The sequence below is a fragment of the Nonomuraea sp. SBT364 genome (genome assembly GCF_001083785.1).
In the GTDB taxonomy this organism is placed as follows: Bacteria; Actinomycetota; Actinomycetes; order Streptosporangiales; family Streptosporangiaceae; genus Nonomuraea.
On the sequence record NZ_LAVL01000017.1, the window covers coordinates 36,844 to 51,516 of the forward strand.

Sequence of the window (14,673 nt, forward strand, 5' to 3'; positions counted from 1 at the left end):
CCCCGGGCCGATCACCTGCGGCGTCACCACGTTCGGAACGGAGAGGTCGACGGCGAGCATGGACGGGGACCCCGGCAGCACCGGCCGGGAGCGCGTCCGCCGATCGAGTACGGTCATGTCATTCCCTTTAACGGGTCTTCAGTGCCATTAGAATGGCCATGAGGTCGGCGCATGAGGAGAATTAATGGAACAAGAGTCCCGTTTGGCGGGAACGGTCCGTCCTGGCGGCCGTACGGCGAAGGTGCGTGCGGCCGTGCTGCAGGCAACCCAGGACGAGCTGGTCGAACGCGGCTTCCACGGCCTCAACATGGAGCAGGTGGCCGCCAGGGCGGGCATCGGGAAGACCACCATCTACCGCCGCTGGGGCACCCCGGCCGGGCTGGTCACGGAGCTCATGACCGAACTGGCCGCCCAGTCCTCGCCGCCCCCCGACACGGGCAGCATCCAGGGCGATCTGGAGGCCAACGCGCTCAACGTGCTGGGCGCCATCAACGACCCTCATCTCGGCGCCACGTTCCAGGCCGTGATCGCGGCCGCCACCTGTGACGAGGGCGCCGCCAGGGCGCTGCGCGCCTTCTACGGCCGCCGCATCGCGGAGTGGGCGAAGGTGGCCGACCTGGCGGTCGCGCGCGGCGACCTCCCGGCGGGCACCGACGGCGAGGAGCTCATCAAGGCCGTCTCGGCCCCGCTCTACTATCGTCTGGTGGTCACCCGCGAGCCGGTCGACCACGAGACGGCCGTGCGCTCGGTGACCCGCGCCTTGATCGCGGCCAGGGCCGGCGCCTTCGTCACAGGCGACCCGGATCCCGCCGGCCCGACCGGCGTGGACGCCGAGGGCGAGGTCAGTACGGGTCCCGCCTCGAACGGGGCCACAGCGACCCGTACCACCAGACGATCCCGCCCGTGAGCACCAGTCCGCCGGCGGTGGCGAGCTTGCCCATCAGGTCCACCGGGGGCCCCGTGAAGGGCAGGTGACGCCGGCCGCCCGGGCAGTCGTTGCGCACCCGGGTGGAGTCGATCAGCGTGTCCGGGTGGGCCTCGCCGACCGAGTACGCCTCGATCTCGACGCTGCCGCCGTGCCGGATCCGTACGTGCCGGGTGATCGACTTGCGCGCGGGGATGGAGCCCGTCGCCACGGACGTGGAGTCGGCGCGCAGGTCGAAGCGGGCCAGCTGGCGGGTCTGGTTGCGCAGTGTCACCCGTACGGTGCCGGCCCGGCAGCCGACGCGGTCGACGCTCATGGTGAACGGGTCGCCGGTGTCGGGCTTCGGCCAGGCGGGCGCCGCCGGGGGCGGGAGGAGGACGAGGCCGAGGAACAGTCCCAGGCAGGCCAGGGCGAGACGGCGCATATGACCCTCCCGAGATTCGCGAACTTTGATACCTACCGTGCCCGTATGACTACGAAAAGTAACATCGTCGGACCGGGGGAGCGGGAAGGCCCGTTGACCCTTCATGATGGAGGTATGGCGGAAGCGATCTACGTCGGCGGGTTGTTGGTGGCGACGCCGCTTCTCGATGACCCCAACTTCCGGCGTAGCGTCGTGCTGATCCTCGAACACGACCTCGACGGCGGCACCCTCGGGGTGGTTCTCAACAGGCCGAGCGAGATCTCGGTGACGCAGGTCCTGCCGGTGTGGGATCCGCTGGTGACCGGCCCGCCGGTGCTCTTCGAGGGCGGCCCGGTGCAGACCGACAGCGCGCTGGCGCTGGCGGCGGTGCCGAGCGGCGAGGAGCCGCTCGGCTGGCGCCGGCTGCACGCGGGCACGCCGGCGGTGTCGCGGCTCGGCACGGTCGACCTCGACGCGCCGCCGGAGATCCTCCAGGGCGAGATCGCCCAGATGCGCATCTTCGCCGGCTACGCGGGCTGGACGTCGGGGCAGCTGGCGAGCGAGATCGCCGAGGGCGCGTGGTACGTCGTCGACTCCGAGGCCGGTGACACCTTCCACACCGACCCCGGCTCGCTCTGGCGGCACGTCCTGCGGCGGCAGCCCGGCGAGCTGGCCTTCGTGGCCACCTGTCCCGACGACCCGACGATGAACTAGCGCTCAGGCGTCCCAGCCGGGCCGCAGGGAGCGCTCCACGAACTGAAGGGTCTCCTCGATCCGGCGCACCATGACCTGGAGGTCGGGCCTGGTGGCCGCGCAGCCGATGTCGACGCGCATGGGCGCCATCGCGAACGCCACGACCAGGTGCGGGAGCGGCCCGGCGTCGGGGGCGAGGCCCGAGCGGCCGGCGATCGCCTCGGTCAGGCGGCGCTCGGTCTCCATGCCCCGGGCGATCGTGGAGGCGACGAGCTGCGGATTGGCGTCGAGGACGCGCCGCAGCTTGAGGAATCTCTCGGTGTCCTCGGACGTTGACTGCTCCATGTCGCGCAGCACGGCGCGGACGGCGTGGGTCATCGAGACGAACGGCGGCTCGCCGGGCGGCCGGTCCGCCAGGGTCTCCAGCATCGTCTCCTCGCCCTGGTCGTGATACCAGAGCACCAGGTGATCCTTGCTGGTGAAGTAGCGGAAGAAGGTGCGGGGGGAGACGTCGACCGCCCCCGCGATCTGGTCCACCGTGGTCGAGTCGTACCCTTGTTCGAGGAACAGGTCGAACGCGGCGTCGAGCAGCGCGAGCCGCGTCTTCTCCTTCTTGCGTTCCCGTAGACCCACCGGCGTCACTCCCTCGAAACCTTTCTGTCACACTATGCCAGAAGTCAGGATGCGACGAATAAAACCCATTTGTCATCTGGCAGGGTCTGACATAGATTACCCGGGCTTATGGGACGTACGCCTCGGTGTGGGGCGTGATGTGTTTAGGGGGACCTCATGGCACAGACGAAGGTGGCCGAAGCGCCGCCACCGGGGGAGAAGACGGCCAATCCGTGGCTCGTGCTGCTCGCGGTCAGCCTCGGCGTCATCATGGTGATGCTGGACGGCACCGTGGTCGGCATCGCCAACCCGGTGATCCAGCACGACCTGGGCGCCTCGCTCGCCGACCTGCAGTGGGTGACGAGCGGCTACCTGCTCGCGCTGGCGGTCTTCCTGATCACCGCGGGCAAGCTGGGTGACCTGTTCGGCCACAAGCGCGTGTTCCTCATCGGCGTCGCCGGCTTCGCGATTACGTCGGTGGGCATCGGCCTCAGCCAGCAGCTGGCGGACATCCTGCCGGGCGTCTCGCCGGTCGGCGCGCTGATCGGGCTGCGGGTGCTCCAGGGCCTGTTCGGCGCACTGCTGCAGCCCGCCGCGCTGGCGCTGCTGCGCAACGCCTTCCCCGGTGAGAAGCTCAACCAGGCCATGGGGGCGTGGGGCGCGATCATTGGCCTGTCCAGCGCCGCCGGCCCGATCGTGGGCGGCCTGCTGGTCGAGGACCAGGGCTGGGAGTCGGTCTTCTTCATCAACGCGCCGGTGGGCGTCATCGCCCTCGTCATGGGCATCTTCCTGATCAGGGAGAGCCCGGTCAAGGTGCTCAACCGCATCGACTGGGGCGGCGTGGTGCTGCTGTCGGGTGCGATGTTCGCGCTCGTCTGGACCATCATCAAGGCGCCCGAGTGGGGCTGGGGCGACTCCACGACGCTCGGCTTCATCGTCGCGTTCGTGGTGCTGATCGGCGCGTTCATCTTCTGGCAGAGCCGGGCCAGGCAGCCGCTGGTGCCGCTCTCGCTGTTCGCCAACGCCTCGATCTCCATCGGCACCGTGCTGATGATGATGGTCGCCTTCGCGATGTTCGGCGCGATGTTCTTCCTGGGCTTCTTCTTCCAGGGCGTGCACGGCCTGAGCCCGCTGGAGGCGGGTCTGCGCATGCTGCCGATGAGCGCGGGCATGATCGTGGCCTCGCCGCTGGCCGGCATGATGATCGGCAAGCTCGGGCCGAAGATCACCATGGCCTCGGGCCTCGTGGTGACCGCCGGCGCGATGTTCCTGATGTCCCAGCTCAGCATGGACGCCACGTTCATCGAGAGCGCGATCCCGTTCGTGGTGCTGGCCTTCGGCCTCTCGCCGGTCTTCGTCGGCGCCACCGAGGTCATCGTGGGCAACGCGCCCGTCGAGCTCAGCGGCGTCGCGGGCGGTCTGCAGCAGTCGGCCATGCAGGTCGGCGGCGCGCTCGGCACCGCGATCCTGGGCGCCGTCATGGCCGGTGAGATCGCCGACAAGCTGCCCGGCTACCTCGGCCCGGCGGCCCAGGCGATCCCGCCGGAGCAGCTCGGGCTGCTGGAGAAGGCGGCCGCGTTCGGCGGCCTGCCCGCGGGCACGCCCGCGCAGCTCGTGCAGGTGGTCGGCCCGGCCGTGAACAACGCGTTCATGGACGGGATGCACCTGGCCTTCCTGGTCAGCACCGGCGTCGCGATCCTCACCGCGATCCTGGCCCTGTTCGTCAAGGCCGGGCGCAAGACCGAGGGCGCGCCGGTCCACGTCGGCTGACGTCTCTCCGTCCGTACGGCTCCCTTCCCCGCGCGGGACGGGAGCCGTACTGCTGTCCGTGAGCGGGAGCGGTCGGCGGCGGGAATAGACTCGGTGGGGTGAGCACGAAGATCCTTCCAGAGCAGGAGACCCGTCCGCAGACGTCGCACGGCGACGGCGACCACGAACGGTTCGCCCACTACGCGGACAAGCACAAGATCACCGAGTCCATGGTGACGGGCACGCCGATCCGCGCGCTGTGCGGCAAGATCTGGGTGCCCAGCCGCGATCCCAAGAAATATCCGGTCTGCCCGGAGTGCAAGGAGATCTATGAGGGCCTGCCGCCCGGCGGCGGCGAGGGCGGCGACGACAAGCAGTGAGTGTTGCTGACGTGTGATCCACCCCGTGGGGGCTACGGTTCGTATCCGGACCACCCCCTACCGTAACGGGAGATCGCATGACCCGGCGCGCCGCCGTTCTGTTCGCCTGCGTGCTCGCGGCCGGGATCACGCCGCCGACTTCGCCGGCGGTGGCTTCGAGCTGCCCTCGGGCGGCGGCTCATCCGCGTTCGCCCGAGCCCCGCGCGCCCAAGCCGGGTGACGTGGCGGCGGTGACCGCCGAGCTCGCCGAGCGCCTGCGCGGGGTCAAGCTGCCCGCCAGGATCACGGTGCCGACGTGGGTGCACGTCATCACCGACGGCACCAGCCGGGCCACCACGAAGGCGGTCAAGGCGCAGATCGCCACGCTCAACGACGCCTACGCGGGCCGCCTGGGCGGGGCCGACACCGGCGTCCGCTTCCGCCTCGACGGCATCGTGGTCACCCGCGACGCCGCCTGGTTCAGCGCGCCGATCGCGCACGAGAGCGCCATGAAGACGGCGCTGCGCAAGGGCGGGCCCGAGACGCTCAACCTCTACCTCGCCCAGCCCGGTGACCTGGTGCTCGGCTTCTCCTCCTACCCCTACTGGTACGCCTCGCAGCCGCGGCTCGACGGCGTGGTGATCGACTGGCGCGGCCTGCCCGGCGGCACGCTGAACGGCTACGACCAGGGCTACACCGGCGTGCACGAGATCGGCCACTGGCTGGGCCTGTTCCACACCTTCGAGAACGGCTGCGCCGACCCCGGCGACGGCGTGGCCGACACCCCGGCGCAGGCCGGGCCGACCGAGGGCTGCCCGGCGGTCCAGGACACCTGCGCGCAGCCGGGGCACGACGGCGTGCACAACTTCATGGACTACGCCCAGGACCGGTGCATGCGCGAGTTCACGGCCGGCCAGGGGCATCGGATGCGCCAGATGTGGGCCGCTTACCGGGTGCGTCCTACGATGTCCAGGTGACAGCACCAAACGCACTAGATGCCCCTCACGAAATCCCGCGCATCTTCGGCCATCCGTACCGGGTGGCCACTGTGGGCATCCTCCTGGTGGTCACCTTGATCGCTTTCGAGGGCATGTCGGTCGGCGTCGTCATGCCACAGGTCGCCACGGACCTCGACGCCCAGGAGATCTACGGGGTCAGTTTCTCGGCGTTCCTCATCGCCAGCCTGTTCGCCAACGTGGTCGCGGGGCTGTGGTCGGACCGGCGGGGCTACGCGCTGCCGTTCCTCGCCGGCGTGGTGCTGTTCGTGATCGGCATGGGCATGGCCGGGGCCGCCGTGAACGAGACGCTGTTCCTGGTGTCGCGCGCCGTGCAGGGACTGGGCGCCGGGGCCTCGATCGTGGCCCTCTACGTGATGATCGCCCGGGTCTACCCGGCCGTGATGCGGCCCCGGGTGTTCGCCGCCCTGTCGGCCGCCTGGGTGGTGCCCGCCATGGTCGGCCCGGCGGTCGCCGGCTTCGTGGGCGACACCTGGGGATGGCGCTGGGTGTTCTACGGCATCATCCCGCTCGTGCTGCCCGCCCTGGTCATGCTCGTCCCGGCGCTCAGGCGGCGGCCCACCGACGACGAGACGCCCGCCGGACAGGGACCGCGCTCGCGCCCGGCCGCCATGACCACCGCCGCCGGCGCGGCCGCCGTGGGCGCGGGCGTGCTGCTGTACGGCGTCGACGCCCTGCACAACCAGCCGCTGCGCGGCGGGATCGCGTGCGCCGCGGGCCTGGCCCTGCTGCTGTACGGGCTCGTCAGGCTGCTGCCCCGGGGCGCGCTGCGGTTCGGGCGCGGGCTGCCGACCACCGTGATGATGCGCGGGCTGTTCTCGGCCGCCTTCTTCGGGGTGAACGGCTTCATCCCGCTGGTCCTGCACGACGTGAAGGGGTTCGAGACCGGCGCCGCGGGCATCGCGCTCACCACCGGCGCGCTCGGCTGGTCGGTCGGGTCGTACCTGCAGAGCAGGCGCACCGCCGAGCCGCACCGGCGGATCCGGCTCGGCGCGGCCTGCGTGACGGCGGGCATCGTGCTGTCGGTCCTGGCCGTGCTGCCCGGCGTCACCGGCTGGGTCGCGGTGCCCGCCTGGGTGGTGGCCGGATTCGGCATGGGGCTCGGCATGACCACGGTGAACGTCACCGCGCTCAGGCAGTCGCCGGTCAGCGAGCAGGGCGCCAACAGCGCGGCCCTGTCGGTCACCGACATGCTCGGCTCCGCGCTCACCCTGGGCATCGGCGGCGCGCTGGTCAACCTCATCGGGCACGCCCCGGCCGACCTCGTGTGGGGATTCGTGGTGATCTGCGCACTCATGGCGGTGATCGCGCTGGCGGCCGTGCTGCTGTCCGCGCGGATCGCGGCAAGGTGATTCTGCCCCTTCAGCCACAGCGATCACGGTTCGCCTGATCCTCGCGCCCGGCGGTGATACGACTGCGGCACGAGGAGGTGCCATGGAGGGTGATCACCGCAGACGGCCCTACGGCGGGCGCGAGGGCGAGCCGGACGAGCTGTGGGACCCGGCCGCCCGCAACGCCAGCAGCAGCGCCGCCCGCCGTGGCCTCGAACCCGCGGATCCGGCCGGCCCCGTGTGGGACTCCCTGCCGCCCTCCGCCCGCCTCTACGGCGCGCCCGCCGATCCGGGTCCCCGGGTACGGCGCCGCGTGTGGCGACGGTGGGGCGGGGCGCTGCTCGGCGTGCTGATGGCCGTGGGCCTGGTGGCCGGGCTGGTCGCGGTGGCGCTGCGGGTCGCCGCCCCGGGCGGGGAGCAGGCTCAGCTCACCGACTCCATCGCCGGGGTGCTCCTGACGCTGCCCGAGGGGTGGCAGGAGGGCAAGGTGCCGCCCGTGACCGGGTTCACCTCGGTCGCCAGGGCTCCGGGGGGAGCCGCGCTCGTCATGGCCAGGCCGGTGCCCGGTGAGGCGGCCGACCCGGCGAAGGCGGCCAAGGAGGCGGCCGAGCGCTACTCGGACCTGCTGCTGAAGGGCGACCGGGTGACCGTCGTGGCCGACGAGCCGCTGGCCCGGGGGCACACCAGGGCGCTGCGGGCCGAGTACGACGACGTGGTGAACCGGCCCGCCTATCTGCGGGTGACACTGGTCACCGAGAACGGCCGGACGGCGCTGCTCGTCGGCCTGCTCCAGCCCGAGGACGAAGCGGGCAGGCAGGCCGTGGACACGGTGCTCGCCAGTGTGCGATATGCCGCGACCCGCCCATACCACTCCTGGGGCGGCTTGGCCAGAATCCCCGATGCACGGCACGTCTTGTCGGTGGGCCCGATTACTCTTGGGTCACTGTGAGAGAGCGAAGCACACGAACCCCAGAGGTGATGCGGTGAGCACGTTCGCCGCATCCCACCTGTCGCCTTCCTATCCGGACCGGGCCGCGTGGGGCACCGCCCCCAAGCTCCGGGCCTGGCAGCAGCAGGCGTTCGACCTGTATTTCAGGCGCGAGCCGCGTGACTTCCTCACCGTGGCCACCCCCGGAGCGGGCAAGACCACCTACGCGTTGCGCATCGCCAGCGAGCTGATCGCCAACGGGGTGATCCGGGCGATCACCATCGTCACGCCCACCGAGCACCTCAAGCGCCAGTGGGCCGACGCCGCGGGCAAGGTCGGCATCAGCATCGATCCCGAGTTCAAGAACAGCCAGGGCACCACCAGCAGCGACTACGTCGGCGTCGCGGTCACCTACGCGCAGGTCGCCATGCACCCCGCGCTGCACCGGGCACGCACCGAGGCGCGCAAGACCCTGGTCATCTTCGACGAGATCCACCACGCGGGCGACGCCAAGTCGTGGGGCGACGGCGTGCGCGAGGCGTTCGAGCCCGCCACCCGCAGGCTGCAGCTGACCGGCACCCCGTTCCGCTCCGACGACAACCCGATCCCGTTCGTCGGCTACGAGGAAGACGCCGAGGGCGTCAAGCGCAGCGTCTCCGACTACTCCTACGGCTACGGCCCGGCGCTCGACGACGGCGTCGTGCGGCCGGTCATCTTCCTGGCCTACTCCGGCGAGATGAAGTGGCGCACCAGGGCCGGCGACGAGCTGGCCGCCACGCTCGGCACCCCGCTCACCAAGGATCAGCTCTCCCAGGCGTGGCGGGCCGCGCTCGACCCGAAGGGCGACTGGATCCGCCAGGTCATGCAGGCCGCCGACCGGCGCCTCACCGAGGTGCGGCGCGGCGTGGGCGGCGGCGGCGGGCTGGTCATCGCCACCGACCACGAGGCGGCCCGCGCCTACGCCCGTCACCTGCGCGCGATCAGCGGCGAGGGCGCCACGGTGGTGCTCTCCGACGACCCGGGCGCGTCCAAGAAGATCAAGCAGTTCGCCGCGTCCGGCGACCGCTGGCTGGTCGCGGTCCGCATGGTGTCGGAGGGCGTCGACATCCCGCGCCTGTGCGTGGGCGTCTACGCCACCTCGACCTCGACCCCGCTGTTCTTCGCCCAGGCCGTGGGCCGGTTCGTGCGGGCCCGCAAGCGTGGCGAGATGGCCTCGGTGTTCCTGCCGTCGGTGCCGACGCTCATGGGGCTGGCCAACGAGATGGAGGTCGAGCGCGACCACGTGCTCAACCGCAGGCCGCCCGAGGACGGCCTGGACGACAGCCTCCTGGAGCAGGCCAACCGCAAGAAGGACAACCCCGACGTCCTGGGCGACGAGCTGCCGTTCGAGACCATGGAGACGTCGGCCACGTTCGACCGGGTGCTGTTCGACGGCGGCGAGTTCGGCACCGGCGCGGAGGTCGGCTCGGCCGAGGAGGAAGACTTCATCGGCCTGCCCGGCCTGCTGGAGCCCGACCAGGTGGCGACGCTGCTGCGCAAGCGGCAGTCCGACCAGCAGGCCGCCAAGCGCAACCAGCCCGCCGAGCGGGCCCCCGCGCTGGCCCCGCACGAGCAGATGGCCGAGCTCAGGCGCGAGCTCAACGGCCTCGTCGGCGCCTGGAACCATCGCACCGGCCAGCCGCACGGCGTCATCCACTCCGAGCTGCGACGGGCCTGCGGCGGCCCGCCCATCGCGCAGGCGACGGCCGAGCAGATCCAGGAGCGCATCGACAAGATCCGTCAGTGGGCCACCCAGCGCCGCTGAGCGTCCCGCGGGTTCAGATGACGATCCGGCCCGTGGCCAGGGCGGCGACGCCGATCACCGCCCCGGCCACGGCCACCGCGAGCAGCACCAGCTCGCCGGGCCCGAACAGGCGCCTGCCGTGCTCGCGCCGCGTGATGACGAACAGCACGACGCCGGGCGCGTACACGATGCACGACAGCAGCAGGAACTGCGGCCCGGCGGCGAAGATCAGGAACGCCGTGTAGGCGGTGGCGAGGGCCGCGATCGTGAGCTCGCCGCGCCCGCCCTCGCCCCGGCCGGCGATCATCAGCGCGTAGCCGGCGGCGAGCAGGTAGGGCACCAGCGACAGCGAGCTGCACAGCTTGAGCGTGAAGGTGAACGCGTCGTCGGAGAAGAGCGTGGTCAGCAGCACGAGCGTGGTCAGCGACGCGGTCATCACCAGGGCCGTGACGGGGGCGCCCCGGCGGTTCTCGCGTCTGAGGAAGGCCGGCATGTCGTCGTCCTTGGCGGCCACGAACAGCACCTCGGCCGCCATGAGCGTCCAGGCCAGGTAGGCGCCCAGGACCGAGACGATCAGCCCCACGCCGATGAAGGCCGCGCCCCACGGCCCCACCACGGCCTCCAGCACGCCCGCCATCGACGGCTGCCGCATGCCGCCGATCTCCGCCCGGGGCAGCACGCCGTACGACAGGAGGGTGACCGAGGCGAACAGCGCGAGCACGCCGAGGAAGCCGAGCACCGTCGCGCGGCCCACGTCCCGGCGGCGGCGCGCGTACCGGGAGTAGACGCTGGCCCCCTCCACGCCGAGGAACACGAACACGGTCACCAGCATCGTGGCTCTGACCTGCTCGAACAGCGGCCCGTCGCCCCACAGGTTGGCGGTGAACACGCCGGCCTTCAGCGTGACGGCGAGGATCACCACGAACAGCAGCAGCGGCACCAGCTTGGCCACGGTCACGATCCGGTTGATCGAGGCCGCCTCCCGCACCCCGCTGATGATCAGCAGGTGGAACGCCCACACGCCCGCCACCGAGATCACCACCGCCGGGACGGTGTTGCCCTCGCCGAACGCCGGCACCAGCCCGCCGAGCGTCGACTTGATCAGCACCCAGTACGTGACGTTGCCCACGCAGGCGCTGGCCCAGTAGCCGAACGCGGAGAAGAACCCGGGGAACTCGCCGAACCCCGCCTTGGCGTAGGCGTACACGCCCGCGTCGAGGCGTGGCCGGCGGACCGCCAGCGTCTGGAACACCAGCGCGAGCATGAGCATGCCGGCCCCGGCCACCATCCACGCGATCAGCGCCCCGAACACGCCGGTGGCCTGCGCGAAGTTGCTCGGGAGCGAGAACACCCCGGCGCCGACCATGGAGCCGACGACCATGGCCGTCAGCATCGTCAGAGGCAGTTGCCCGGCCGCCCGGGAATCGGTGGAAGTCATCGCCGCCGGATGTCATTCCGTCCGGGCTCGCGGGGGAATCGTGAGGTGCCGGTTCCTTTGCCGAAGATTGTCACGCTCTGCGAGTCTGTTCGTTTGGCGACAGAGTCGTGACCTTCCGTTAGAGCGCGGGCGGATGAGGCAACACTGACCTTGGCTGCCCTGGGAGATGAGAAGGACGTTGCCGATGTCGTCGGAGGCCACCGGAAAGTCGATGCTGAGCGTCTCTTCCGGCCTCTCCCGCAACGCCGTCATCGTCCGCCTCGACGGCGAGGTCGACGGCGAGGCGGTGCCCGTTCTGCGGGAGCATCTGGAGCGCGTCTGGGAGATCGCGCCCACCCCCTACCTCATCATCGACCTGGCCGGCGTCGCCTTCTGCGACTCGATAGGGCTGAACGAGCTCGTCGACGTCATGCACCGGTGCGAGGCCCGCGGCACCCGGCTGCTGCTCGGCGGGGTGCAGGGCGTCATGGCCCGGGTGCTCTACATCACCGGGCTGCGCAACGCCTTCGAGGTCTTCGACACCTACGACGGGGCGCTGCGGCACGCCAATCTGTGAGAACCAGCTTTCCCGGTTCGGGTGATAGCAGGTGACGACACCCGACGAAAGGGGGCGAGCTTGATCACGGACACGGAACGTGTGTCCACCGACGCCGAGGTGATCCAACGCTCCAGGCAGGAACCGGCGGCCTTCTCCACGCTGTTCGACCGGCACGCTCCGGCCCTGCACCGCTACGTCACCCGGCGTCTGGGCGACTCGCTCGCCGACGACGTCGTCGCCGAGGCGTTCCTGGCGGCCTTCCGGCGGCGCGACCGCTACGACCTGAGCCACGCCGACGCGCGGCCCTGGCTGTACGGCATCGCCGCCAACCTCATCGGCAAGCACCGCCGTACCGAGGTCAGGACCTATCAGGCGCTCGCCAGGACCGGCGTCGACGACGTGGTGGAGAGCTACGCCGACCGCGTCGAGTCACGGGTGTCGGCGTCCGCCGCGCACCGCGACCTCGCCCGCGCGCTCGCCGCGCTCACCCCGGACGAGCGGGACGTGCTGCTCATGATCGCCTGGGCCGACCTCGGCTACGAGGAGGTGGCCGTGGCGCTCGGCATCCCGGTGGGGACCGTGCGGTCCCGCCTGCACCGGGCCAGGAAGAAGACCCGCGCCGCATTGGGCGGGACAGACCCGACCCAGATCGCCGAGGAGGCAGAAGATGGATGACCTGCGTTCGCTCCAGGAAATGCGCGCCGACGCGCCCGAGCCCGGCACCGAGCGCCTGGCCCGGATGCGGGCCACGGTCATGGAGGGCGCCACCGCCCAGCCGTACGAGCCGCTGACGGCCGGTGCCGACGGCTCGGCACGCGCCAGCCTGGCGCGGCGCACGCCCCGCCGCCGCCTGCGCCGGGTGGGCGCCGCGCTGGCGGGGGCCGCGGCGGCCGCCGTCGCCGCGGTCACCCTGTACGGGACCACGGCGGCTCCGGCGTTCGCCGTGGACAAGCGGGCGGACGGGACCGTCGAGGTGTGGATCAAGGAGTTCCGCGATCCCGGCGACCTGGAGGCCGAGCTCGCGGCCGCCGGAGTCAAGGCGGTCGTGGACTACCTGCCCGCGGGACAGACCTGCAAGGAGCCCCGGGGCACGCACCCCGCACCGGGCGGGCGCACCGAGACGAAGATCGGCAGGAGCCGGGACGGGATCTCCTTCTCGATCACCGGAGGCCAGGTCAAGGACGGGCAGACGCTCGTTCTCACGGCCGGTGTCGACCGGAGCGATCCCGGCAAGCCGCCCACCTCGCTGTCGCTCGGCGTCGTGGCGGGCGAGGTCGCGCCCTGCGAGCCCGTCAGCCTGCCGAAGCCCACCGGGCCGGCCCTTTCGGGTGAGCGGGGTGTGCGCACCGGGACCGGCGAAGGCGACGGGCCTGCCCTGAACAGGGTGACGGAGTAACACCCTCGCTCCGGCGCCCTGACGGCCGGCGGCCCCCGCGCGGGGCCGCCGGCTCCCGTTGGGCTGCGCCGCATGTCTCCTGTCGACGGACCCGTGGGAGCCGATGCCGGTGGCCGGGGTCGCCCGGCTGTTCGCGGACCTGTCCGCGCCGTGGTGCATCGGCGGCGGCCACGCCGTCGAGCTCGCCGCCGGACGGGCCTTCCGCGAGCACGGGGACGTGGACGTCGGCGTGCTGCTGCGCCCCCGGCCCGTGAGGGAGACCCTGCCCGGCAGGGTGCACGACATCTGGGTCCGCGAGACGTCCGGCGGGCCGTGGCGGCCCCTGCTGGCCGGTGAGCAGCGGGCATGGCTCGCCGCGGCGCTCGTGGCGGAGCCGGGGAGTCATCCCTGGCTGGAGCAACTGGTAGAACCCCCGTGATCGGCACGTGGGTGGCCGGTTGTCAGCGCGGCTCGTAGCCGGCCGTCCCGAAGGGCCAGTGCGTGGACAGCCAGGCCGTCACGGCTTCGTACAGGGGCGCGTCCAGTTCGGCCCGGTCGGCCCGGACCCAGGAGGACACGTGGGCGTCGTGGTCGCCGTCACCGGGATAGATGTAGACGCATCCGATCACGTCGTCGCCGGCCGCATCGAGGACGGTGTAGGTGAATCCGCGGCGCAGGGCGAAGTCGTTCGCGTGGCGCTCCAGGTCGGCCAGGTTCGCCTCCAAGGTCATGCCGCCCACGGGAGGCCAGTTCCCGTCCGGGTAACCCGGGGTCGCGCGGATGTGCTCGATGCTGCTGGTCCAGGCGGCGTGGTCGGCGGCGTTGTGCCGGGGGCCCAGGGGTTCGAGGCGGAACCGCGAGGTGGCCAGGTGGGCCGGGACGGCGAAGTCCTCGGGGACGAATGCACGGTTGTCCATGGGACCCAGGCTAGGGGTCCCATGGGCGCCGGCTAACGGACGATCGGGGCGCCCTTGAGGGTCGCGCCGGCGGAGTCGAGCTCCGCGAGTGCGGCCTGGGTGGTGCCCCGGGCCACGCCCGCCGTCAGGTCCAGCAGGACGCGGACCGCGAGGCCGTGCTTGACGGCGTCGAGGGCCGTGGCGCGGACGCAGTGGTCGGTGGCGATGCCGACCACGTCGACGTCGTGCACGCCGTGCTCGCGCAGCCAGTCGGCGAGCGTGACGCCGTCGCCGGAGGTGCCTTCGAAGCCGCTGTAGGCCGCCGCGTGGGCGCCCTTGCTGAAGACCTCCTCCACGCCCGCGACGTCGAAGGCCGGGTGGAAGTCGGCGCCGGGAGTGCCGGCGACGCAGTGCGCGGGCCAGGAGTCGACGAAGTCAGGGGCGGCGGAGAAGTGCGCGCCGGGGTCGACGTGGTAGTCGCGGGTGGCCACGACGTGGTCGTAGCCGTGCTCGGCCACGTGCCTGGTGATCGCGGCGGCGACCTCCGAGCCGCCCGCCACGGGCAGGCTGCCTCCCTCGCAGAAGTCGTTCTGCACGTCCACGATGATGAGCGCGGTTCCCATACTG

The 14,673-nt window shown here is 71.7% G+C and carries 17 protein-coding genes; 12 read left to right on the top strand and 5 right to left on the bottom strand.

The window, feature by feature from the left end; genetic code table 11:
• The first annotated feature begins 253 nt into the window (after positions 1–253).
• Complete coding sequence (locus ADY59_RS11250; protein ID WP_331459481.1) at positions 254–907, top strand: TetR/AcrR family transcriptional regulator; 654 nt, start codon at positions 254–256, stop codon at positions 905–907.
• Here the strand turns inward: ADY59_RS11250 and ADY59_RS11255 are convergent.
• Positions 843–1,349, bottom strand: a complete 507-nt coding sequence (locus ADY59_RS11255; protein ID WP_049561111.1) for a hypothetical protein — start codon at positions 1,347–1,349, stop codon at positions 843–845. The two genes, ADY59_RS11250 and ADY59_RS11255, sit on opposite strands and share 65 nt — an antisense overlap.
• Before the next feature lie 114 nt (positions 1,350–1,463).
• Between ADY59_RS11255 and ADY59_RS11260 the strand changes: the two genes are divergently transcribed.
• Positions 1,464–2,042, top strand: a complete 579-nt coding sequence (locus ADY59_RS11260; protein WP_049561114.1) for a YqgE/AlgH family protein — start codon at positions 1,464–1,466, stop codon at positions 2,040–2,042.
• Positions 2,043–2,045: 3 nt separating this feature from the next.
• Here the strand turns inward: ADY59_RS11260 and ADY59_RS11265 are convergent, their stop codons facing one another.
• Entirely contained in the window at positions 2,046–2,654 is a 609-nt protein-coding gene (locus ADY59_RS11265) for a TetR family transcriptional regulator (RefSeq protein WP_049561116.1), read from the bottom strand.
• 156 nt (positions 2,655–2,810) lie between these two features.
• Between ADY59_RS11265 and ADY59_RS11270 the strand changes: the two genes are divergently transcribed.
• From ADY59_RS11270 to ADY59_RS11295, 6 genes are all read left to right on the top strand, one after another.
• Positions 2,811–4,403: a DHA2 family efflux MFS transporter permease subunit gene (locus ADY59_RS11270; RefSeq protein ID WP_049561119.1), complete on the top strand. Its 1,593-nt coding sequence runs from the start codon at positions 2,811–2,813 to the stop codon at positions 4,401–4,403.
• 98 nt (positions 4,404–4,501) lie between these two features.
• Positions 4,502–4,762: a DUF3039 domain-containing protein gene (locus ADY59_RS11275; RefSeq protein WP_049561122.1), complete on the top strand. Its 261-nt coding sequence runs from the start codon at positions 4,502–4,504 to the stop codon at positions 4,760–4,762.
• Between the two features lie 77 nt (positions 4,763–4,839).
• A complete protein-coding gene (locus tag ADY59_RS11280; protein WP_053174643.1) occupies positions 4,840–5,718 on the top strand; it encodes a zinc metalloprotease in 879 nt (292 codons plus the stop codon).
• A 71-nt stretch (positions 5,719–5,789) separates the two neighbouring features.
• On the top strand, positions 5,790–7,109 hold the full coding sequence (locus ADY59_RS11285) for an MFS transporter (protein WP_231618660.1): 1,320 nt from the start codon (positions 5,790–5,792) through the stop codon (positions 7,107–7,109).
• Between the two features lie 82 nt (positions 7,110–7,191).
• Positions 7,192–8,037, top strand: coding sequence for a hypothetical protein (locus tag ADY59_RS11290; protein WP_049561126.1), 846 nt, complete (start codon positions 7,192–7,194; stop codon positions 8,035–8,037).
• Positions 8,038–8,071: 34 nt separating this feature from the next.
• Positions 8,072–9,820: a DEAD/DEAH box helicase gene (locus ADY59_RS11295; RefSeq protein WP_197093550.1), complete on the top strand. Its 1,749-nt coding sequence runs from the start codon at positions 8,072–8,074 to the stop codon at positions 9,818–9,820.
• A gap of 13 nt (positions 9,821–9,833) precedes the next feature.
• Here the strand turns inward: ADY59_RS11295 and ADY59_RS11300 are convergent, their stop codons facing one another.
• Positions 9,834–11,237 carry a basic amino acid/polyamine antiporter gene (locus ADY59_RS11300; protein ID WP_049561127.1) on the bottom strand — a complete coding sequence of 468 codons (1,404 nt, stop codon included), beginning with the start codon at positions 11,235–11,237 and terminating at the stop codon, positions 9,834–9,836.
• Between the two features lie 166 nt (positions 11,238–11,403).
• On the opposite strand from ADY59_RS11300, the gene ADY59_RS11305 reads away from it, so the two are divergent.
• The 4 genes from ADY59_RS11305 to ADY59_RS11320 all read left to right on the top strand — a co-directional run bounded on the left by ADY59_RS11305 (position 11,404) and on the right by ADY59_RS11320 (position 13,589).
• Complete coding sequence (locus ADY59_RS11305) at positions 11,404–11,793, top strand: anti-sigma factor antagonist (protein ID WP_231618661.1); 390 nt, start codon at positions 11,404–11,406, stop codon at positions 11,791–11,793.
• A 60-nt stretch (positions 11,794–11,853) separates the two neighbouring features.
• Positions 11,854–12,450: an RNA polymerase sigma factor gene (locus ADY59_RS11310; protein ID WP_197093551.1), complete on the top strand. Its 597-nt coding sequence runs from the start codon at positions 11,854–11,856 to the stop codon at positions 12,448–12,450.
• Entirely contained in the window at positions 12,443–13,171 is a 729-nt protein-coding gene (locus tag ADY59_RS47475; RefSeq protein WP_053174646.1) for a hypothetical protein, read from the top strand. Before ADY59_RS11310 ends, ADY59_RS47475 begins: the two co-directional genes overlap by 8 nt.
• A gap of 103 nt (positions 13,172–13,274) precedes the next feature.
• The gene (locus ADY59_RS11320) at positions 13,275–13,589 is read left to right on the top strand and encodes a nucleotidyltransferase domain-containing protein (protein WP_053174651.1); all 315 of its coding nucleotides are present in this window, start codon (positions 13,275–13,277) and stop codon (positions 13,587–13,589) included.
• A gap of 22 nt (positions 13,590–13,611) precedes the next feature.
• On the opposite strand, the gene ADY59_RS11325 is transcribed toward ADY59_RS11320, so the two are convergent.
• Entirely contained in the window at positions 13,612–14,067 is a 456-nt protein-coding gene (locus ADY59_RS11325) for a GNAT family N-acetyltransferase (RefSeq protein WP_049561132.1), read from the bottom strand.
• 32 nt (positions 14,068–14,099) lie between these two features.
• Positions 14,100–14,669: a nicotinamidase gene (locus tag ADY59_RS11330; protein WP_049561133.1), complete on the bottom strand. Its 570-nt coding sequence runs from the start codon at positions 14,667–14,669 to the stop codon at positions 14,100–14,102.
• Positions 14,670–14,673: the final 4 nt, after the last annotated feature.